20 protein-coding genes are annotated in these 21,210 nt (G+C 38.1%); 12 read left to right on the top strand and 8 right to left on the bottom strand.

The features are described 5' to 3' along the window. The 6 genes from ACSHXM_RS15100 to ACSHXM_RS15075 all read left to right on the top strand — a co-directional run. On the top strand, positions 1–318 hold a 318-nt coding region (locus ACSHXM_RS15100; protein ID WP_435689888.1), incomplete at its 5' end, for a Rid family hydrolase. A gap of 339 nt (positions 319–657) precedes the next feature. Next, entirely contained in the window at positions 658–3,288 is a 2,631-nt protein-coding gene (locus tag ACSHXM_RS15095) for a TonB-dependent receptor (protein ID WP_435689886.1), read from the top strand. Between the two features lie 75 nt (positions 3,289–3,363). Continuing rightward, on the top strand, positions 3,364–4,425 hold the full coding sequence (locus ACSHXM_RS15090; RefSeq protein ID WP_435689883.1) for a helix-turn-helix domain-containing protein: 1,062 nt from the start codon (positions 3,364–3,366) through the stop codon (positions 4,423–4,425). Positions 4,426–4,581: 156 nt separating this feature from the next. Beyond that, a complete protein-coding gene (locus tag ACSHXM_RS15085; RefSeq protein WP_435689881.1) occupies positions 4,582–5,202 on the top strand; it encodes a c-type cytochrome in 621 nt (206 codons plus the stop codon). Between the two features lie 4 nt (positions 5,203–5,206). Further along, on the top strand, positions 5,207–6,388 hold the full coding sequence (locus ACSHXM_RS15080; RefSeq protein ID WP_435689879.1) for a cytochrome-c peroxidase: 1,182 nt from the start codon (positions 5,207–5,209) through the stop codon (positions 6,386–6,388). 32 nt (positions 6,389–6,420) lie between these two features. After that, complete coding sequence (locus tag ACSHXM_RS15075) at positions 6,421–7,938, top strand: parallel beta-helix domain-containing protein (protein ID WP_435689877.1); 1,518 nt, start codon at positions 6,421–6,423, stop codon at positions 7,936–7,938. A gap of 48 nt (positions 7,939–7,986) precedes the next feature. Here the strand turns inward: ACSHXM_RS15075 and lnt are convergent, their stop codons facing one another. The 5 genes from lnt to miaB are packed head-to-tail and all read right to left on the bottom strand — an operon-like array spanning position 7,987 to position 13,511. Next, on the bottom strand, positions 7,987–9,531 hold the full coding sequence (lnt, locus tag ACSHXM_RS15070) for an apolipoprotein N-acyltransferase (protein ID WP_435689875.1): 1,545 nt from the start codon (positions 9,529–9,531) through the stop codon (positions 7,987–7,989). Positions 9,532–9,563: 32 nt separating this feature from the next. Further along, positions 9,564–10,433 carry an HlyC/CorC family transporter gene (locus ACSHXM_RS15065; RefSeq protein ID WP_435689873.1) on the bottom strand — a complete coding sequence of 290 codons (870 nt, stop codon included), beginning with the start codon at positions 10,431–10,433 and terminating at the stop codon, positions 9,564–9,566. A gap of 53 nt (positions 10,434–10,486) precedes the next feature. Continuing rightward, on the bottom strand, positions 10,487–10,972 hold the full coding sequence (gene ybeY / locus ACSHXM_RS15060) for an rRNA maturation RNase YbeY (RefSeq protein WP_435689871.1): 486 nt from the start codon (positions 10,970–10,972) through the stop codon (positions 10,487–10,489). Positions 10,973–10,979: 7 nt separating this feature from the next. Next, entirely contained in the window at positions 10,980–12,041 is a 1,062-nt protein-coding gene (locus ACSHXM_RS15055; protein ID WP_435689869.1) for a PhoH family protein, read from the bottom strand. 36 nt (positions 12,042–12,077) lie between these two features. Next, complete coding sequence (gene miaB, locus ACSHXM_RS15050; protein WP_435689866.1) at positions 12,078–13,511, bottom strand: tRNA (N6-isopentenyl adenosine(37)-C2)-methylthiotransferase MiaB; 1,434 nt, start codon at positions 13,509–13,511, stop codon at positions 12,078–12,080. A gap of 233 nt (positions 13,512–13,744) precedes the next feature. Here miaB and kdsA point away from each other — a divergent pair, with 233 nt between their 5' ends. Beyond that, complete coding sequence (gene kdsA / locus ACSHXM_RS15045) at positions 13,745–14,596, top strand: 3-deoxy-8-phosphooctulonate synthase (RefSeq protein WP_435689864.1); 852 nt, start codon at positions 13,745–13,747, stop codon at positions 14,594–14,596. A gap of 157 nt (positions 14,597–14,753) precedes the next feature. On the opposite strand, the gene ACSHXM_RS15040 is transcribed toward kdsA, so the two are convergent. Then, positions 14,754–15,071 carry a hypothetical protein gene (locus ACSHXM_RS15040; protein ID WP_435689862.1) on the bottom strand — a complete coding sequence of 106 codons (318 nt, stop codon included), beginning with the start codon at positions 15,069–15,071 and terminating at the stop codon, positions 14,754–14,756. 220 nt (positions 15,072–15,291) lie between these two features. On the opposite strand from ACSHXM_RS15040, the gene ACSHXM_RS15035 reads away from it, so the two are divergent. The 4 genes from ACSHXM_RS15035 to rlmM all read left to right on the top strand — a co-directional run bounded on the left by ACSHXM_RS15035 (position 15,292) and on the right by rlmM (position 18,481). Continuing rightward, positions 15,292–16,200, top strand: a complete 909-nt coding sequence (locus tag ACSHXM_RS15035; protein WP_435689860.1) for a transcriptional regulator GcvA — start codon at positions 15,292–15,294, stop codon at positions 16,198–16,200. A 95-nt stretch (positions 16,201–16,295) separates the two neighbouring features. Then, a complete protein-coding gene (locus ACSHXM_RS15030; RefSeq protein WP_435689858.1) occupies positions 16,296–16,931 on the top strand; it encodes an alpha/beta family hydrolase in 636 nt (211 codons plus the stop codon). 87 nt (positions 16,932–17,018) lie between these two features. Then, positions 17,019–17,408 (top strand): DUF423 domain-containing protein, encoded by a 390-nt coding sequence (locus ACSHXM_RS15025; RefSeq protein ID WP_435689890.1) that lies wholly within the window; start codon positions 17,019–17,021, stop codon positions 17,406–17,408. Beyond that, positions 17,408–18,481 (top strand): 23S rRNA (cytidine(2498)-2'-O)-methyltransferase RlmM, encoded by a 1,074-nt coding sequence (gene rlmM, locus ACSHXM_RS15020; RefSeq protein WP_435689856.1) that lies wholly within the window; start codon positions 17,408–17,410, stop codon positions 18,479–18,481. The genes ACSHXM_RS15025 and rlmM overlap by 1 nt, the downstream gene beginning before the upstream one ends. Positions 18,482–18,563: 82 nt before the next feature. Here rlmM and ACSHXM_RS15015 read toward each other — a convergent pair whose 3' ends face one another. Both ACSHXM_RS15015 and ACSHXM_RS15010 read right to left on the bottom strand, forming a co-directional pair. After that, positions 18,564–19,550, bottom strand: coding sequence for a hypothetical protein (locus tag ACSHXM_RS15015; protein ID WP_435689854.1), 987 nt, complete (start codon positions 19,548–19,550; stop codon positions 18,564–18,566). Positions 19,551–19,557: 7 nt separating this feature from the next. After that, positions 19,558–20,028 (bottom strand): SRPBCC family protein, encoded by a 471-nt coding sequence (locus ACSHXM_RS15010; protein ID WP_435689852.1) that lies wholly within the window; start codon positions 20,026–20,028, stop codon positions 19,558–19,560. A gap of 142 nt (positions 20,029–20,170) precedes the next feature. On the opposite strand from ACSHXM_RS15010, the gene ACSHXM_RS15005 reads away from it, so the two are divergent. Next, on the top strand, positions 20,171–21,055 hold the full coding sequence (locus ACSHXM_RS15005; RefSeq protein ID WP_435689850.1) for a LysR family transcriptional regulator: 885 nt from the start codon (positions 20,171–20,173) through the stop codon (positions 21,053–21,055). The last annotated feature ends 155 nt before the right edge of the window (positions 21,056–21,210 follow it).

Raw genomic sequence — 21,210 nt, 5'->3', positions numbered from 1 at the left:
GTGGTAGATGGGGACTTTGTATTTGTATCTGGCACTACTGGTTATAATTATGCAGACATGTCAATTTCAAATGAGGTTCAAATCCAAGCAGAACAATGTTTCCTAAATATTGAAAGTGCTTTAGCTGCAGCAGGAAGCTCATTGGCGCAAATTGTAAGGGTTACGTATATTCTGCCAGATAAAAAGGACTTTGAAACTTGCTGGCCTGTTTTATCAAAATATTTGGGACAGGTGAAACCAGCGGCAACTATGTTTGAAGCGGGGTTGTTAGATGAAAAAATGAAAATTGAAATACAGGTGACAGCCAGGGTTAAGTAATTTATTTGAAATTTATTTACCCTTTTTTATAAATAAAAAGAAATAATCAAAGTAGTGTTATCGTTTTTACATGTTTTCTCGCGCTATAACCTTTCTAGTTTTTATTTGCGAAGATATTTGTTTTAAGAATTGAAACTTAAATTTAGTGTTATTTATGTTAACGAATTGTGATATTTTTAATGCTTCTTAATACTTTGTTTTATTTAACTTTTTTTGGAATCCGTCAGTCTAGTGAATTAATTCGTTACCTAAATAACAGTAATTCGGAAGTGCTAACGGTAAAGATTCTTATAGTCGCCATATAACTTATAATAATTAGCTAGTCACTTGAGGTTTTGCATGAATAAATTATTCCGTACTGCACATGGTCAACATCGTCCTTTAAAAAGTTTACTCGCAAAAAGTGTCGCTTTGTCACTGACATGTTCAACATTACCTCTGGCTGCTTTGGCTCAAGAAAGTGACACTGCAGAAGACGATTCAAAATTCGAAATAATTGAAGTTACTTCGCAAAAACGTGTACAAAATGTGATGAAAGTTCCTATCACGGTAGGGATTGTTAATGCAGATTTACTCGAAAAAAGTAGCTCGATTGGCTTAGCTGATGTAGACAAATTTATACCAGGTTTTGATTTTAGTGATGGTAATGTTACCCAAGCAGGGGTGAAAATTCGTGGCGTATCAAGTCCAAATATCTCTGTTGGTGGAGATCCATCTTCAGCGACTTTCTATGATGATGTATATATGCCACGAGCAGCGCAGAACGTGGTGTTTTCTGACATTGCAAGAATAGAAGTACTAAAAGGCCCTCAAGGTACACTGTTTGGTCGAAATGCAGCAACAGGCGTTGTCAGTATTATTCCTAATAAACCAAGTGAGGATACTGAAGGATTTGGTAAATTTAGCTGGGGTACCGATAATCTGCAACGTTATGAAGCCATGGCTAACGTTGCGCTATCTGATAATGTTTACCTTCGTGTCAATGGCCTGTTAAGTTTACAAGATGGAATTGTACAAAACACAGCTAGACCAGATTGGAATAAAGACAACAAGATCTGGGATCTTGGTGATAAAGATCATAAAGCGGCTAGAATCGCGTTACTTTGGGACATATCTTCGGATACCGAGTTTCAACTTTCATTAGATTTAGACGATCTTAATCAGGCGCCGCCTATGGCAGTAGGGTTAAGTGAATATGCTACTCACGGTGGTACCGAACCTTTTTCAAGTTATACAGAAAATGATGTGAGGGAAGGTGTAGAGTCTCGAGATATGTATGGTCTAACAGCTAAGTTTACCCATGAATTTGATGATAATTGGTCAATGAAATATGTGGTGAGCAAACGTGATTGGGAAACCGTAAATAGAGAAGATGAAGACGGTACTTCAGATATTACACGTTATTTTGATACGTCAAACAATGAAGATTCAGATATTTTTTATACAGAACTCCAGTTTAATTATGTGAATGATAGAGTCAGCGCAGTTGCTGGATTCTCATACTCAAAAGAAAATGTTACGCAAACATCTGAATTAAATATCACCACAGATGCTGTGGCTAGAATTGTAACCCAAGATTTAAATAATGAGATTCGCTCAGGTGTGGCTCAGCAAATTGCTGGCGCGATTGGTGGGAGTACTGATGCTCATGCCGCGGGGGCCTTTGGGCCTGGAGCCACATTCGACGCCGTTGTAGATAGTCAGTTTGCAGCCTTGGGTTTGCCAATGGATCATTTATGGAATCCAGGGGAGTTTGCCGGTGCTCTCAATGCATTAGGATTTGGCCCAACCATTACTGCCGCTCTAGGCATGCCCGGTGCAGATCTTAATGACGGTATTGTTTTATTAGCGGGTGACGCCATTTATGATGTGGTTTCACAAACATTGGGTGTACCTGAGATTTTTGGCCCAAGTCATAGTGGAAACTTTTGGCAAGAAAGCGTTAATAACACGGGGACCTTCACGAACTGGGGCGCATTTGCAGATGTTGATTTTGCAATAACCGATAAATGGCATGTAATTGCTGGTTTGCGTTATTCAAATGATGAGAAAGATTTTTCTTGGTATATCCCAGAAACCAGTTATGCCGCGACAAGGCCTGGTGTGAGTAATCAACTTTTTCCACAAGTTGATTTAACTGCCACAGACAGTTGGAGTAAGGTAACGGGTCGTTTAGTGACAAATTATCAAATTGACGATAGTAATTTTGTGTTTGCCTCTTATTCAACCGGTTATAAATCAGGTGGGTTCGATTCTTTGACGCCCATATCTCAGGCTGCTGGACAAGAAGCGTTTGCGCCAGAAGATGTGGCAAACTTTGAGCTAGGTTATAAAGGTATTTTGTCTGACAGTGTGATAGCTAATATTAGTTATTATCAAATGGAGCTAGATAACTTCCAAGTAGCGGTAGAGTCTAAACAGCCTGGAAGTAATACAGCAGTCAGTACCATAATTAATGAAAATAGATCTATCAACGGCATCGAGATTGATACTAAGTGGAATGTAAATGACTCCCTTACTTTAGGTGTAGTGACCGATTTCCGTAGTACAGATACGGATAGACCTTCTTTTTACAATGCTGAAGGTTTATTGTTAGATGCGACGTCTTCGTCGTCTGACAATAATACCTATTATACTGCCACCCTTGATTGGTTCCCTGATTCAGATTACGGCGAAATTAATGTTCACGTGAATTATGTATTCCAAGAAAATACTAACGCACAAAGAGCTGACATATTGCCGTTTCAATTAGCCTTGCCAGCATATTTAAGTGATAAAAAATCTCTTAGTTCTAGAGTGTCTTTCACTACAGATGATGAAGCGATTGAAATTGCGCTTTGGGGCCGAAATTTACTTAATGAAAGGTATATCGTTGGTATCAGTAATTTAACCCGAGCATTTTTTGGTACCTCTTTTGGGCGTATAAATCGCGGTCGTGAAATAGGAATGGATTTCAAATATAACTTTTAAATGATATTGTTGAAAACAAGCCCACCACAAGGTGGGCTTTTTTCATAATCATAAAAGAGAACAATAGAATCCCGTATGCAGCCACTCTCTAGTTTTTTAGCGCATTCTGCTTTTAGTCTAATGGCTTTGTGTGTTTTATTATTATTACCTAAGTACATTACCCAATCTAACTACCGTAAAAACCGTTCCATAATTCTGTTTTCTATTTCTATGGCATGTGGATGTGGTTATTTAATATCTGAATGTTTTGGACCATTAAATAATATGTCTATCTTGTGGTGGCTTGAGTATATCGCTGGTAATGCATTGCCAGGTGTATTTTGGTTAACCTCTATTAGTATCTTCTCAGAGAAAAATGAGCTTGAGTATTGGCAGTATGTGCTAGCTTCAAGTACTTTATTTATTCCTCTGGTTTCAACTCTTCTTCAATTAATAATCGGGTTTGATCTTAGAGAGCTCCCCGCGTTTTGGGGGCTAGTCACATATGGTGCTTTAATTATTGAGCTATTTTTAATCATACATGCGTTACTTGTTGCGGTTAAAACTTGGCAAGCAGATCTTGTTCAAGACAGACGTTATATTCGTGGCAGTGTGGTGGTTTTTTCTGCTATGTATATTTTGTTAGTTATAGTAAGTGAACAGTTGTTTAATTTAGATTGGGTTTGGTTAGACACAGTAAAGTTTTTGCTGTTACTCACGCTTATTACCACAGTTAACTTTGTATTGTTTTCTTTAAAAGACGATGTTTTGTTTCATTCTCCCAACACACATGGCTCACCAATCAAACCAAACAAGGCTCAATCACTAGAGTTACAACGAATTATAAATTGTATGTTGACCGAAAAATTTTATCAAAATGAAGGGGTCACAATTAGCTTGTTATCTCGCCATTTAAGTATTCAAGAATATAAACTAAGGCAGCTAATTAATGGTGAATTAGAATATCGAAACTTTAATGACTTTCTAAATTATTATCGTATTAAAGAAGTGACAGATAATTTATCTAAAGCTGAAAATAGTCATATTCCAGTATTAACCCTTGCTTTAGATAGTGGTTTTAGAAGTCTCAGTTCTTTTAATAAAGCCTTTAAAAATACCCATGGTATAACACCAACGGAATTTCGTAATAGGATCTGATTTATTATTGTAAAAGGCTTGTTAAAATAACGAATTCCAAAATACGTCAGGTTTTTTTTAATATTAAGCAGGTATTCGCTAGGTAATATAATTATTCTTTTACCTATCCTATTGTGGCTGAGCATGTTGCTCAACTGCTAATGTAAGGGGAATTGAATGATATTAAACGTTAGAGCTTTTATCGCATTATTAATGGTAATGAGTGCAAGCCCATTAGTTTTTGCAAATGATTTAGGTAAACAAGCCTATAACGCATGTATCGCTTGTCATGGTGAAAATGCACAAGGCAATCCTCAGCTCAACGCCCCATCATTAGCTGGCCAGTTCGACTGGTATTTAACTAAACAGTTGAATAATTTCTCTTCAGATATACGAGGTAGTCATGCTAAAGATATCCATGGCAAAACGATGTCAGTTTTTGCAAAAGCAATTAGAGACCCTCAACAAATAGATGCATTAAGTTCATACATCAGTCAGATATCAGTAGCTCCAGTTAAAGAAAAGATTGAGGGTGATATGATGAATGGCTCTCGTTATTATCAAGCTAAATGTGGGGCATGCCACGGTGGTAAAGCTGAAGGAAATAAAGTTTTTAATGCCCCTAAATTGTCAGGACAATCTACACAGTATTTGGCGCTACAAATGGCTAACTTTAAACAGGGTATTCGAGGTTTCCATCAAGATGATAAGTTAGGTAGACAAATGGCTATGATGGCTAAAGTGGTATCTGATGAAGAACTGTCAGACATTTTGTTTTACATATCGGAACAAGAATAACCTTATGTTGAGATTTAAGGTTATGGCTTTAGCTTTAATTTTGTTGGCTATTAACAGCCAATTAAGCTGGGCCGATAACACCTACAATATCCAATTGAAAAATACTTGCCCACCCAGTTTTGAATTAACGGAGCAAGGCATTTGTAATCTAGTTAATCTGTATCAACAATACGACTCAATTCAAAATGTTGGTGTTGGCGGATTACAAAGTTCTTTACCTAAAGGTAGGGATGGCTTTACACCGAATGAAATTGATTTAGGCCGTTATTTATTCTTTGATCCGCTCCTATCTAAAGATGGCTCAATATCATGTGCCAGTTGCCACGTTCCAGAAAAAGGCTTTAGTGATGACCTAGCTAAAAGTGTCGGTATTTCTGGGCAAGTCGTCTCCCGTTCAGCACCTACCTTATGGAATGTTGGTTTTATCGATAAGTTATTTTGGGACGCAAGAGCAAAAAGTCTAGAAGAGCAGGCTATCGGTCCATTATTTGCCAAAAATGAAATGGGTAATACAGCTGAGAACTTACTAAAAGATTTACGTGATAACGCAAGTTACATGGCATTGTTTAAACAAACCTTCCCGAATGAAGAAAGCATTGAATTACCGCAAGTAATAAAAGCATTAGTGGCATTTCAAAGTTCGTTAATTTCGTTGAATAGCCGTTATGATCAATATGCGCATGGATATCATCAAGCATTAACTGAAAATGAAATTTCTGGACTAAATATTTTTAGGTCTTTTGTCGCCCGTTGTGCGGAATGTCATCAACCGCCTTTGTTTACCAATAATCAGATTGCTGTCATTGGGGTGGCAGAGAAAAACGGCGATGAATTTGATGCTGGCGCACAAACCACTTTTAACGCTGATAAATTACGAGGCGGGTTTAAGGTGCCTACATTAAGAAATGTTGTAAAAACAAAGCCTTACATGCATGCAGGGAATTTTACCGAGCTTAGAGATGCAGTCGAATTTTACAACAAGGGCAGGGGGCACGAAGTGCCTGAAGGTGAGTCATTGCAGTTACATTGGCACATTTGGGAGCCTAACTTAACAGATAATGAATTAGATCTAATTGTAGAGTTTTTAGGGGCGTTAACTGATGAAAGCCTGACCCCTGAATTACCTAAAGCTTTACCATCAGGTTTACCCGTTATAGACGCTAAATATCAACAAGATAAACAATAAAAATAGCACTCTTTTTAAAGGAGAGAGATAGTATGAAAGCAGGAAAACTTATAGCTGTTGTTCTCGTGTTAGCTGCATTTGCCGGAGGGATTTACTTAGGTAAAACTGGTTCAGTGAATACACTTATTACCGATAGTTCAACGGGGGCAGGTTATTCAGGGGGCTATGACAAAGCTTCAGATAACCAAGTGTCCGCAAAAAAATCCGCCGTGGCCGCCCGCACGAAACAAGGTGAGACCATAGTCGTCAATCCTGGCGATTTAATTATGGATGCGGTTAAAAAAGCCAACCCAGGTGACACGATTCAAGTCATGCCAGGTACTTATTCTGAAACCGTTTATATTGATAAAGATGATATTCGTATCATAGGGGTTATACAAGAAGGCAAACGAGCGACTATGGATGGTTTAGGTAAACTAAACGATGCCATCCTCTACTCTGGTAATAATGTTGTCGTTGAAAACTTACTGATCACAAAATATAAAGGCAACGGTATTATGGGCCAGGCCGGAAACAACTTTGAGATCCGCAACAACATTATTGTCGATACTGGTGTTTATGGTATTTTCCCGCAATTAGGTAAAAACGGTATCGTTGAGCACAATATTATTTCTGGGATTGAAGACGCGGCTATCTATGTAGGAATGAGTGATAATGTGCATGTGGCGCATAACGAAGTTTTTGATTCTGTCGCAGGTATTGAAATTGAGAATAGTCGTCATGCCATAGTCGAAAATAACTATGTACACAATAATACCGGAGGAGTATTAGCGTTTATTACCCCAGGTTTGCCAATAAAAACAACTTTTGATGTGATCATTCGTAATAACTTTATTACCGATAATAATACAGCTAACTTTGGCGCACCGGGTTCAACTGTGGCGGGTATCCCAGCAGGAACTGGAATTTTAATTATGGCGGCGGATGAAGTCATAGTTGAAGACAACATTATTACTAATAATAAAACCGCTGGTATTATTATTACTGACCATGAAAACGCACCTAATACCACTATTGATCCAGAGTCAGACACAAAGCCTGACCGTATCATGATTTTAAACAACCTAATGGACAACAATGGTTATGACACCCTCGATGATGTCAAAGCGTTGATGTTGACAGAGTTTAAACAAGGTAACCCGGATATTATTAGAGTAGGTACATCTCGTGATAGTTGTATCATTAACCGCCATCGTTACGTGACTACTGGTGTATCTGGATGGGAAGAGTGTAAGTTTACAAATACAGATAACATTGAAACCTATTTATTAGATGAGCCAGTTGCTCCTAGAGAGATTAAGGGCAGTGAAAAAGGTAAAATAGCGTATCTAGGTATTTGTGCAGGTTGCCATACCTATACTGGACGAATGATTGGTCCGCCAGTGCAAATAATTCAAGCCTTATACATGGACAACCCAGAAGGCTTAGCAGAGTTCATTGCTAACCCGACTAAAAAGCGTGAGGATTACCCAGAAATGCCTCCTCAAAATTACCTTGATGAAGAAACGCGACTAGCGGTGGCAAAATATATGTTAAAGGTAAGCCGTTGATAACGGATTGAAGTAATGAAGTTTTTAAAGCCGTGTTTATCACGGCTTTTATTTTTGTTTGTTATTCCGAGATTTAAGTGAGTAAATGAATAAAGCCAAACTAAACATCCAAATAGGCCAATCTCCTAAATTTCTATAGGGAGTATAACCACTCACAAGTTGAATCGAATCACTTAGAACCGCCGCTTCAAATTGCGGTAACTGGCTTTGAATATTACCGGTATGATTAATAAAAGCTGTGATCCCATTATTGGTTGCTCGTAATACTGGTAAGCCAAATTCCTTTGCCCGCATTTTCGCTATCTCTAAATGTTGCGCTGGACCATGTGAATTTCCAAACCAAGCATCATTACTAACTGTCAGAATAAAGTCAGTATTGAAATACAAGTTCTTGGATATTTGTCTTGGAAACGCTATCTCGAAACAAATTGCTGGTGCAAAATAAAGTCCGTTGGCTTGTATATTTGTTTGCTGATACGCACCACGACTAAATGAAGACATGGGTAAATCAAAAATAGGTGCTAAACCGCGTATCCAATCTTCTAATGGAATAAACTCTCCAATAGGTAATAAGTGATGTTTACTAAACCGGTTACCATGAAGGTAACGATAGTGTCCCATTGGAAGTGAATCTGGCTCATTTGCATCTAGGGATTGCTTTAATCCTAAACCAATTAAATTGTTATAGGCTTCTTTAGTTTCAAAGTTGTAGTTAACAATACCGGTAATTAATCCTGTGTTACTCGCTGCTGCTAACGTGTCTAAATTTCGAAGGTAATCTAAGGCAATCGGCTCTAATTGAGGTATTGCAGCTTCAGGCCAAATTATGACCTCATTTTTCAACCAATGACTGGATGTCATCTCCTGATACTTATCCATAGTGGGCTGATCTTGCTCAGGAGTCCATCTCATTTCTTGTTGAATATTACCCTGTACCATAGCTATTTGGGCGCTATTACCAGTGGGAGTAGTCCAATTAATTTGGTTGAGGACTATACCGCTTAAACAAAATATCCCGGTTATAAACAAACTTGTTGCCCATCTTTGATTGTTATAGCTAATGGCTAAACTGCTACAAACAATCATGATTAATGCATTAGTACCAAATTCACCAATTAATGGGATCCAACCGGTTAAAGGCCCAGTTATTTGACCGTAACCTAAAGATAACCAGGGGAATCCAGTAAACAACCAGCTTCTTAACCATTCAAATGTTAGCCATATAAATGGTAAAACCATTGGCCAATTATGAGGTTTAAAGAAACGACTAATGATGTAGCTAACACATGCGGGAAATAAAGCCAGATAGGAGCTAAGCAATAACATAAGGGCAATGGAACCAATAAGTGGTATTCCACCAAAGTCAGCAATACTAACATGTACCCAACTTACACCTGTTCCAAACCAACCCAGTCCAAAGGCAAAACCTAACTTAAAACTATGTTGCTTTTTTGTTTTCGCTAAAAGGTAAAAGTAACAAGGAAGGCTTACAAATAGTATTATCCAAAAAGAAAAGGGTGCATAAGTAAATGTTAAAGATGCACCAGCTAAAAAAGCGAGTGCAAGATTGAATTTAGCTTTAATATTTTTCATATCGAGGTATAACTCAGAACAATATTTATGTGTTAGCTCGATGTTTCATCTAAATCTGGAAGAGTGACCTTTAGCTGCACTAAACGTCTTTTATCAGAGTTGGTTACCTTAAATTTGATGTTGCTGATTGACACTTCTTCATCTCTTTGGGGCATGTGGCCAAATGCTTTTAAGACAATACCACCAATGGTGTCCGCTTCTTCTTCATTAAAGTTGCTTTCAAAGAACTTGTTAAACTCATCAAGGGGAGTCAGAGCTTTAACTGAATAGGTATATTTGTTTAGCGGACGAATGCCGTCATTTTCATCTTCTTCAATATCCGTTTCGTCTTCAATTTCACCGACGATTAATTCCAAAATGTCTTCAATGGTGACAAGGCCTGAAACACCGCCGTATTCATCCACTACAATAGCCATATGATAGCGTTGTTGGCGAAACTCTTTTAACAGTACATCTACGCGTTTACTCTCTGGCACAATGACGGCAGGTCGTAAAATATTTTTGAGTTCAAATTCTTTCCCAGGAATAAACGCATATTCAAGTAGATCTTTGGCTAATAATACGCCTTCAATATGATCTTTATCTTCGTTTATGACGGGAAATCGAGAGTGAGCTGATTCTAGTATGGTAGGTAAAAATTCTTCTACGCTTTGATCAATTTCAATGGTCCTCATTTGTGCTCTAGGGATCATAATATCCCTGACACGCATCTCACTGACTTCCATCACTCCTTCCATCATCTCTCGAGTTTCTGGATTGATGACTTCTCTTTCTTGAGCGTCAGTGATGACCTCAACTAATTCTTCTTTATTACTCGGTTCTCCTGAAAAGTTTTGGACTATTTTACCAATCCAGCTTTTACTAGCAGAACCGCTTGTAGACGGGGGATTATCTTCGCTCATGATCTCGTTATTTGGTTAATTATACTAAAGTCTATATTCTTAGGTTAGCATCATTAATGATCTTGGTAGGGATCGTCAATGGCTAATTTTCGTAATATTTCAATTTCTAGTGCTTCCATCACTTGGGCTTCGTCGTCATTTATATGGTCAAAGCCAAATAAATGCAGGGTTCCGTGCACAATCATGTGTGCCCAATGATGTAAATTTTTCTTATTTTGTAATTCGGCTTCTGTCGCCACAACTTGAGTACAAATGACTAAATCACCTAATAAATTGGGTGTTTCTTCATTAATAGCTCCTTCGGGGAAAAACAATTCGGGCATTTCAAAGGGAAATGACAATACATTGGTTGTTTTGTCTTTGCCTCTGTATTGATGATTTAGCTCGCGCATTTCATCTTCATCAACAATCCGTACAGTGATTTCTTTATCTTGTTCGTTTAATTCAGCGAAAACTGCATCAATCCAAGTTATTAAACATTCTTCATTAGGAATATCTTTATTTTGGGTCGCAATTTGTAGATCGAGTATCGCGCTCATATTTGTGTTACTTAGCGCCATTATTTGCGGAATTAGATGTGTTTAGACCTAGAGCTTCTTGTAGAGCCTTTTTTTCTAATCGTTCTATTTCTCGCTGTTTTTCGTGAGCTTCATATGCCATAACTATTCGTGCTACAACTGGATGACGTACTACATCGCCAGCGCTGAAGAAGTTGAATGATATTTCATCTACGTCATTGAGGACGTCTACAGCATGCCTAAGACCAGAACGAATACCTCTAGGTAAATCGACTTGGGTAATGTCACCGGTAATGACGGCTTGAGAGTTAAAACCGATTCGAGTGAGAAACATTTTCATTTGTTCAACAGTGGTATTTTGACTTTCATCTAAGATAATGAAGGCATCGTTTAGTGTACGCCCACGCATATAAGCTAGGGGCGCAACTTCAATTACATTACGCTCAATTAATTTTTCTACTTTTTCAAAGCCTAACATTTCAAATAATGCGTCGTACAATGGGCGCAAGTAGGGATCGACTTTTTGAGACAAGTCTCCGGGTAAAAAACCGAGTTTTTCTCCGGCTTCTACGGCCGGACGAGTTAATAGAATTCGTCTCACGTCTTGGCGCTCTAACGCTTCTACGGCACAAGCTACTGCTAAATAGGTTTTACCTGTTCCTGCGGGGCCAACACCAAAACTGATATCGTTATTAAAAATGTTGTTTACATAATCTGATTGATTGGGGTTACGGGGTTTAATTACACCACGTTTGGTTTTTATATGGATTTCTTTGCCATAATTTTTAGGCGCAGCCTGTTCTAGCCCTTTAGATTCTTGAATCGCCAAATGTACTTTTTCAGCATCTAAATCCGCTGCTTGCCCTTTAATTACCTGAGTCTCTACATATAACGTTTTGAGTAAGGTGTTAGCACTTTCAACCTGTAGTTTTGGGCCTACAAGTTTAAATTCATTATTTCTATAGGTGATTTCGATGCCAAGTCTGCGTTCAATTTGCTTAATATTGTCATCTAAAGGCCCACATAAACTGGCTAATCGTTTGTGATCTGATGGTTCTAATGTTAATTCGTTAGTAACAAGTGTACTCAATTAAATTTCTCTTAATATTTTGTTGGGTTAAGTAAATTAAACAGCAGGGGTATATGCACCTACACCTAACTCATCAACACTTGCCGTATTTTTAGCAAGAATTGACTCTGGAGATAAGTCGTTACGTAAGTCCATCTGATCTTCAGTACGTATAACATTGCCGCGCAGAGAGTTGGCAAATACATCAGTGATTTCTATATCAACAAAGCCACCAATCATATTTGGTGTACCTTCAAAGTTAACCACTCGGTTGTTTTCAGTGCGTCCCGATAACTCCATAGGATTCTTTTTAGAAGGACCTTCAACCAAAACTCGTTGTTCGGTATTCACCATGTTTCTGGCAATGCGCAATGCTTGTTGGTTAATCCGTTGTTGTAACAAGCTCAATCTTTGTTTCTTGGTTTCTTCGCTGACATCATCGGGTAAATCGGCGGCTGGCGTGCCTGGTCTAGCGCTGTATATGAAGCTAAAACTTAAATCGAAGTCCATGGCTTGAATTAAATCCATTGTGGCTTCAAAATCGTCGTTAGTTTCTCCTGGGAATCCAATGATGAAATCAGAAGACATACTTAAGTTCGGACGAATTTTTCTTAGTTTCCGGATCTTTGATTTGTATTCGATTGCAGTATGACCACGTTTCATCAGATTTAATATGCGGTCTGCGCCTGATTGAACTGGCAAATGTAAATGGTCAACTAGCTCTGGAATGGTTGCGTAGGCATCGATTATGTCATCTGTAAACTCTACTGGATGAGACGTAGTATATCGTATCCTGTCAATGCCATTGATTGACGCAACTAATTCTAGTAATTCGGCAAATGTGCAAATACTGCCATCATAATTAGGTCCACGAAACGCATTCACATTTTGTCCTAACAAATTAACTTCACGCACTCCTTGTTCAGCTAATTGGGCAATTTCAAGTAACACATCATCCACTGGACGACTGACTTCTTCACCACGTGTGTATGGTACAACACAAAACGTACAATACTTTGAACAACCTTCCATAATTGATACAAAAGCTGAAGGTCCATCGGCTTTAGGCTCGGGTAATCGATCGAACTTTTCTATTTCAGGAAAACTCACATCAACCACGGAGGTGCTACCACCTTTAATTTGATTAATCATTTCTGGCAGGCGATGTAAGGTTTGCGGGCCAAAGATAACGTCAACAAAAGGGGCACGTTTACGTATAGTGTCGCCTTCTTGAGATGCCACACAACCACCAACACCGATTATCAATTCTGGTTTATCTTTTTTTAAGTTTTTCCAACGGCCTAGTTGATGAAATACTTTTTCTTGTGCTTTTTCTCGAATTGAACATGTGTTGAGCAATATAACGTCAGCATCTTCAGCTATTTCCGTGGCTTCATAACCATGTGTCGTGTCAAGTAAGTCTGCCATTTTTTCCGAGTCATACTCGTTCATTTGGCAACCCCAAGTTTTAATAAATAGCTTTTTTGTCATGCGGATTGTACTAACCTTTGTCAAACATATTCTAAAGCGCTTGAGTGAAAATAATGATATTTCAATGCGCTAAAATCGAACGGCGGATTTTACTTCTTATTTGACCTAATCGCTAGTTTTATACTTTAAATAATGACGTTTTGTTTGAGTCTCTTCACTAATTTGCAGTACCCACGAACAGGTTGGCTTGTTATGCTAATAGCAGATAACAATAAAGGTAGAAAAACGCGCTTATGCAAAATTTACACCAACTATCCATTCAAGACATTGAAGTAGCCAACAATAAACCCTTTGTACTTTTTGGGGGGATGAATGTTCTTGAGTCTCGCGACTTAGCGATGCGCATTGCAGAACATTATAAAGAGGTCACGACTAAATTAGGTATTCCCTATGTTTTTAAAGCATCCTTTGATAAGGCTAATCGTTCGTCAGTCAATTCTTATCGTGGCCCAGGAATGGAAGAGGGACTGAAAATTTTTCAGGAAATAAAACAGACTTTTGATGTACCGCTTATTACTGATGTTCACGAACCTCATCAGGCTGCACCTGTTGCAGAGGTAGTTGATGTGATTCAATTGCCAGCATTTTTAGCCCGCCAAACAGATCTAGTTGTGGCAATGGCAAAAACAGATGCAATCGTGAATGTTAAAAAGCCACAATTCTTAGCCGCTCATGAAATGCGTCATATTATTACTAAGTTTGGCGAGGCTGGTAACGACAAAGTAATCTTATGTGAGCGAGGCTCTTGTTATGGCTACAATAACCTAGTGGTTGATATGTTAGCGATGGACGAGATGAAAAACTACGCACCAGTTATATTTGATGCAACACATGCGTTACAAAAACCTGGTGGTAGAACAGATTCAGCTGATGGCAGAAGGGCACAAGCAGCTCAATTAGCACGCAGTGGTATGGCGCTTGGGATTGCGGGTTTATTTATAGAAGCTCACCCTAACCCGAATGAAGCAAAATGTGATGGTCCATGTGCATTGGCCTTGGATAAATTAGAGCCATATTTACAACAGATGAAATCGATAGATGATCTTGTTAAAGGGTTTGATGCGTTAGATACAAGTGCTAAGTGAAGTTTACGCTAGGATTCTGAACAGATAAGAAGAAAGAATATTGGTAAGTTTTGCTGTGTGACCTAACATTGCCCAATTGTGGGCATTGGAGTCACACAGCGCTAAACTTACTAAGGATACACAAACACAGATATAACCAATTACAAACGTAGATTACCTAGTCTTTAATAACGACTTTAAATTTGAATTTGGGAAGTGTTTTATCAACTTGCTGAATTAATTCATCAGCTTTAAGTTGAACTCTGTCAGCCTTCAATTGTTTGGCAATGTCTTTTTTAACACTTGGCTTTTCAACATCACCCATGACTTGATTTATAAGTGTGTTGATTTCTACTAGTAAGTCAAAATCGTATTGTTTTTCGATTTGAGGTTTTTCAGTTTGTTTATTTTCTAGTTTTGCATTTGCGCTTTGTGCAAATAATAACGTAGTCAATGCTAATGCAGTGAGTATTGGTTTTGTAAATAATGTTTTCATTTTGTTAACCTTAAGTTTAGTAATGTAAAAAATGTAATTTTGTTTGTAATTAAATTTGTGTTGTTACTGATTTGGCGTTGTTTTAAAACAAGTTTTTATAACCAGTGTTTGAATTGTATACAATAACTAAGGGTAAATTAAATGACTTATATTATTGTTGTTCATTAGAAAAACTAATGCTTTAATATAAATTGCTATTTTCTTTTAAGTCGAGTCATGTATGAACCGTCGATTACCTCCATTGAATTCGTTGAAAGCCTTTGAAGTTGCGGCTAGGCACTTAAGTTTTACACGTGCCGCAGATGAATTATTTGTGACGCAAGCAGCCGTAAGTCATCAAATAAAAGCATTAGAAGAGTTTTTGTCTATGAAACTTTTTGTGCGTAAAAAAAGATCTTTATTTTTAACCGAAGAAGGGCAAAGTTATTACCTAGATCTTAAGGATATTTTTAAAGCGCTGAATGATGCTACAGATAAACTGCTAGTAAAAGGAGAAAAAGGCGCGATTACGGTTGCTTTGCAAACCAGTTTTGCTATTCAGTGGTTAGTGCCTCGTATTAATCAATTTAGTCAATTAAACCCAGACATTGATGTAAGAATTAAAGCGGTTAATGAAAACGAAGGGTTTTTAACTGATGATGTAGATGTCGCAATTTATTATGGCCGCGGAAAATGGACTGGTTTAGTGGCCGACAAATTACATACCGAGTATTTAACCCCTGTGTGTTCCCCTTTATTATTTCAAGGTGATCAACCCTTAAGAGAATTAGACGATTTAGGAAAACACACACTTTTGCATGATTCTTCCAGAGAGTCTTGGCAGGTCTGGTTACGACATTTTAATGTGCTGGGGGTGAACGTTAATCATGGGCCGATTTTTAGTCATTCAATGATGGTGCAACAAGCGGCGTCTTTAGGACAGGGAATTGCCCTAGGACATAGTGTTTTAGCGCGATCAGAAATTGAAGCGGGTCGTCTAATTTGTCCATTTGCTGAAAAGTTAGTCACAAAAGAAGCGTATTATTTTGTATGTGAGCAGCATCAGGCCGACTTAGGTAAAATTACCGCTTTTAGAGAATGGTTGTTAAAACAAGTAAAAGAAGAACAAGATGTACAAGACTTTGATTAGTGACTGCTTAAGAGTCGAATTTTCTATAAACCAAGCTGACTCAAGCCAATCCGATTAATAACAACCGCATTCAAAAAACTGATAAAAGAAATTCAATGATAAAAACTTTATGTAACCCAGCCATTTCCAAAAATAACCATAAACCTATAGCGACGTTTGTTTTTGCTCATGGAGCAGGGGCGGGAATGACCAGTGAATTTATGGAACGAATGGCAGAAAACTTGAGCCAGCATAATATACAAGTTGTGCGTTTTAACTTTGCTTACATGGAACTTGCCGAAGAATTAGGTAAACGTCGCCCACCTGAGCGTGCAGACAAGTTATTAGCGCATTTTTCCCAGGTACTTGAACAAATCGATCCGGCACTCCCACTATTTATTGGAGGTAAATCTATGGGGGGCAGAATGGCCAGTATGTTATTGCCTGAATCCAAGGCTGTAGCCTGTATTTGTATGGGGTATCCGTTTCACCCGCCTGGCAAACCCGATAAATTACGTACAGCTCATTTAGAAGATATAAAAAAGCCGGTGTTGATACTACAAGGCGAGAGAGATACCTTTGGTACACGAGAAGAAGTGACGTCTTATGATATGTCGAGTCAGGTACAAATTTCCTATTTAACCGATGGTGACCACAGCTTTAAGCCTAGAAAAAAATCAGGTGTTAGCCTTGAACAAAACTTAGATGAAGCCACCAAACAAACCGTTAGTTTCATTCAAAGGTTAATTTGATCATTATGTTAGATATAACATCTGTTTGTTTTGATAAAATAAATCCCATTAAAAAATTTACCTTACCTTGAAGAATCAATTCTTATGATGAAAATAGTATTAGGTCTGGCTGCAATAAGCGGAATGTTGTCTGTGATACTGGGCGCGTTTGCCGCACATGGTTTAAAAAACAAGTTATCAGAGCCGTTACTGAATGCGTTCCAAACCGGTGTTCAGTATCAGATGTATCATAGTTTGGCACTGATATTACTGGTTGTTTTATATCGTCAAATTCCCCAGGCTTTATTGGTTTATAGCAGTGGGTTTATGCTGGCGGGCATAGTCTTGTTTAGTGGTAGTTTATATTTATTAGCCCTGACGGGAATAAAATGGTTCGGCCCTATCACGCCTATCGGAGGTGTGTGTTTTATTGTCGGTTGGGCATTATTGGCTGTATCTGTATTTAAAGGCGCTAATTTTATCGAAGGGGTTAGCTAATGGCTGGGTTATTGCTCTATTGTCGTGCTGGGTTTGAAAGTGACGTGGCAAATGAAGTACAAGACAAAGCGAGTCAACTTGAGATATTTGGTTACCCGCAGACTAAAAATAATACTGGGTATGTATTGTTTAATTGTTATCAAGCAGAACAAGCCGAATTGTTGGTTAAAAAGCTTAAGTTTTCTGATTTAGTGTTTGCTAGACAACACTTTGCTTGCCAGCAAGTGATCGAAGATATGTTACCTACAGATAGAGTGGGGCCGATTTTACAAGCTTGTGCTGATTTCCCTTTATGTGGTGAACTCAGAGTGGAATACGCCGATACAACAGAAGGTAGAGAGTTATCAAAATTCTGTAGAAAAGTCAGTGTGCCGTTACGACAAGCTCTACGTAAAAAGAATAAATTAACCAATAAAGAAAATCCTAATAAGCCAGTGCTACATGTGTTTTTTACCAGTAACGATAAAGCCTATATAGGTTATTCGTTTAGCAACAATAATTCACCGCTACCTCTGGGCATAATGCGTTTAAAGTTTCCTCACGCTGCGCCTAGTCGCTCAACCCTTAAACTAGATGAAGCATTTCAGACTTTTATACCCAAAGAAGAGCATGACGTTAGACTTCAAGGTGGATTACATGCGGTAGATTTAGGCGCTTGTCCGGGTGGTTGGACTTATCAATTAGTGGATAGAGGAATGTTCGTCCAAGCTGTCGATAATGGCGCAATGGACGAGGCGTTAATGGAAACAGGGCAGGTGACTTATTGTCCAGAAGACGGTTTTAAGTTTACACCCAAAAAGAACAATATTTATTGGTTAGTTTGCGACATGATAGAGCAACCACAACGAGTGGCAAAACTTATGGCGACTTGGGTTGCAGAAGGTCGGTGTAAAGAAGCCATGTTTAACCTTAAATTGCCCATGAAAAAGCGTTATGAGTCAATTCAAGGCGCCCTTGATATTATTGAGCAGGTGATGCAGTCACAACAAGCTGGAAAATACTGTTTACAAGCAAAACACCTTTACCATAACCGCGAAGAGGTGACTGTGCATTTACGATTAGCGGCTAAATAAGCGGGTAAATAAGCGGCTAGATAACCAGCTGAATAAGAAACCAGACAAGTATATTTTGTTCTGTAATTCGCTAACTGGGCTGTTATCGTAGCAAAGGAACAAACCCATCTAAAGGAGCGTGTTTAGCTAATTGGTCTTTTACTTTGTTTTTAAGTCGGTGGGTAAAAATACTAGGTACTCGGGTTTTGTCTACGGTATGTTTTTCAACCTCCCATTGTTCGATAAAACTATCGTGGCCAGGAAGTGTATGTAAGTTTCTAGTTTTAAGTGACATTTCAGAGATTATTTCAAGATTGTTTACACGGCTAAATCGAGAAAAACCTTTAAATGTAAAATTGTTTTCAACATGTTTATTGCCCTTCTGAATTAAACAGTCCATCAAGCTATGCAAAAACGCGTTAGTAGAATTGCCATCAATGATAAACGTTATTGTTTGGCATTCTTTCAACTCAGGGACTTCAGAAAGCTCACTTTGTTGAACACCCAGTACAACCAAAAATTCCGAAGCAGATAGTTGATTGAAAGAAGTTAATTTGAAGGTTAAATTTCCATAAGAAATACGTGGTAAGTATTTTGAAATTAAGCCCGCTGTTACTGGTGTTGAATTTGCTTTTGTTAATTTTTGAGACACTTTGCTAAGCAGCAAAACATCTTGATGATTATTAAATGGGGTGGTAACTCTACCTTTAGATGAAACTCTTAATAATTCTCTATTTTCATGCTCCTTAGCCTTTTGAATAGCTAAAAAAATGGTTTGTATTATCTCAGAGGTAGGCATGTTTGGCTCAACGCGCCAATTACGGCCATATACAATCTTTTTAGTGCTTTTAGTTTTATAGTTATCAAAACCCACTATACCAATGGTAATGTGAGGGGCTGAGTCGATTTCACTAGTAAAAATGACGTACTTATCATCGTAATCACATTCTATCACCAAAGATTCGATTGACTCAATTGTATGCCGATACCGCAAGTAATGTTGAGGAACTATCTGTTCGGATTCACTGATAGTTAATTTGGGAGAATTCGGTAATGAGTACTCTCCCAAACACGGGGTGTTAATAGACATAGCTCAATTAAGCAGCAAAAGGTGCTTTTTCAACATGTTGTTGTAAAGCACTAAGGGTGTCTTGAATGGACTGATTTAATTTACTTTTCATAATAAAGTTATGCATTAACTTACCAAAAACACTAAATCGAATATCGTATTGAATTGATACTTCTAGCTGGGTCGACTCTGGTGTTACAGACGTTAACTTCCAACGGCTAGTAGTGTTTGTAAGTGGCCCAAGTGGGGTAACTTCATACGTATAACCTTCATTCTCTGTCCATTGTGTGACTTCTTCTTCGATACTGCCAAAGTCGGCTAACTTACAATAACGCTTGGCACCTACTTCTTTATCTTTGGGCCCAATTTTATGTGCATCGGTGACACCAGGTGCCCAAAGATGAGGGTTATCAAAATCACTGACTACTTGCCAAACTTTTGCTAGCGGGGCATTAATCGTTTGTATGCGTGTTATTTTATGGTCACTTTGCTTTGTCATGTTAAAAAGTCCTTAGCTGTTGGTGCATAGATTAAATGGGAAATAAGCAAAGATGAGAAGTAGTTAATTTGCATTCAAGTGTTGCAATAATGCAGCGCTTGTTTATGTTTAAATAAAACAACGAAAGTGGCGAGTGAATCAGATGAATTGGGATGATATGAAGATATTTTTGGTCTTGTGCCAAGAAGGATCGATACGTATGGCGGCCAACAAGTTATCCATCAATCACACAACCGTCTCTCGGCGTATAAACAAGCTAGAACTAACCTTGGGTAAAAGGTTGTTTGACCGCGAAACTACAGGATATCGTTTAACTAGAACGGGCGAAGAAATCTATGATGAACTGAATGTTATTGAGTCGAGGTTAAACCAAATTGAACGAAAAATAATGGGAGAGGATAATACTTTATCTGGCGATATACGTATTACTATGCCTGATATTATCGCAGAGCACCTATTGATGCCGGGTTTGGCCAAGTTTAGTCAAGAGTATCCAGAGATTCAGATAGAAATAAAAGAGTCTGCAAAAATGTTCAATTTAGTCAATCGAGAGGCTGACGTTGCTTTTAGGGTGGTCAAAGAACCCCCAGAATATTTAATTGGTAGAAAACTAGCGTCCATTCATAGAGCTTGTTATATGAGTGCAAGATATAAACATAGGCTTGATGATAATCAATGGTTAAAGCAGCAAAACTGGATCGGCTGGACCGACAAAATTACTAAGCCCATAGGACAGTTAGCAAGAGATTATCCAAAGTTTAAATCAAAGCATAAAATTGCCAATGGAAATTTAAATGCAGCGGCTTGCAAAGAAGGAATGGGTGTTGCATTTTTGCCGTGTTTTATTGGTGATGCTGATCCTGAATTGGTTAGGATCCCCCCGCGTAAAAGCGAAGATAAAAACGATTTATGGATTTTGAGCCATCCCGACTTAAGGAAAAATAGCAAAATTCAGTGTTTTGTAAGATTCATGACCAATTATTTACAAAGCCAGCAAGATTTAATTGAGGGACGAAGGATTGATTGATCTTACTCAAACTAGGTTATTGTTATCTTAACTGAATTAGTCATTAAGTCTGACACCTAAATAATGACTTGCTTTATTTGAAGGCCATTGGGAAAGGAGTCGGTCGCTTTACTTTTATTCTTTATGTTTTACAAAAATTGTTAAACATAAAGGAT

The sequence above is a fragment of the Paraglaciecola sp. genome (assembly GCF_051252315.1).
In the GTDB taxonomy this organism is placed as follows: domain Bacteria; phylum Pseudomonadota; class Gammaproteobacteria; order Enterobacterales; family Alteromonadaceae; genus Paraglaciecola.
This window is presented reverse-complemented; position numbering and strand designations above follow the sequence as displayed.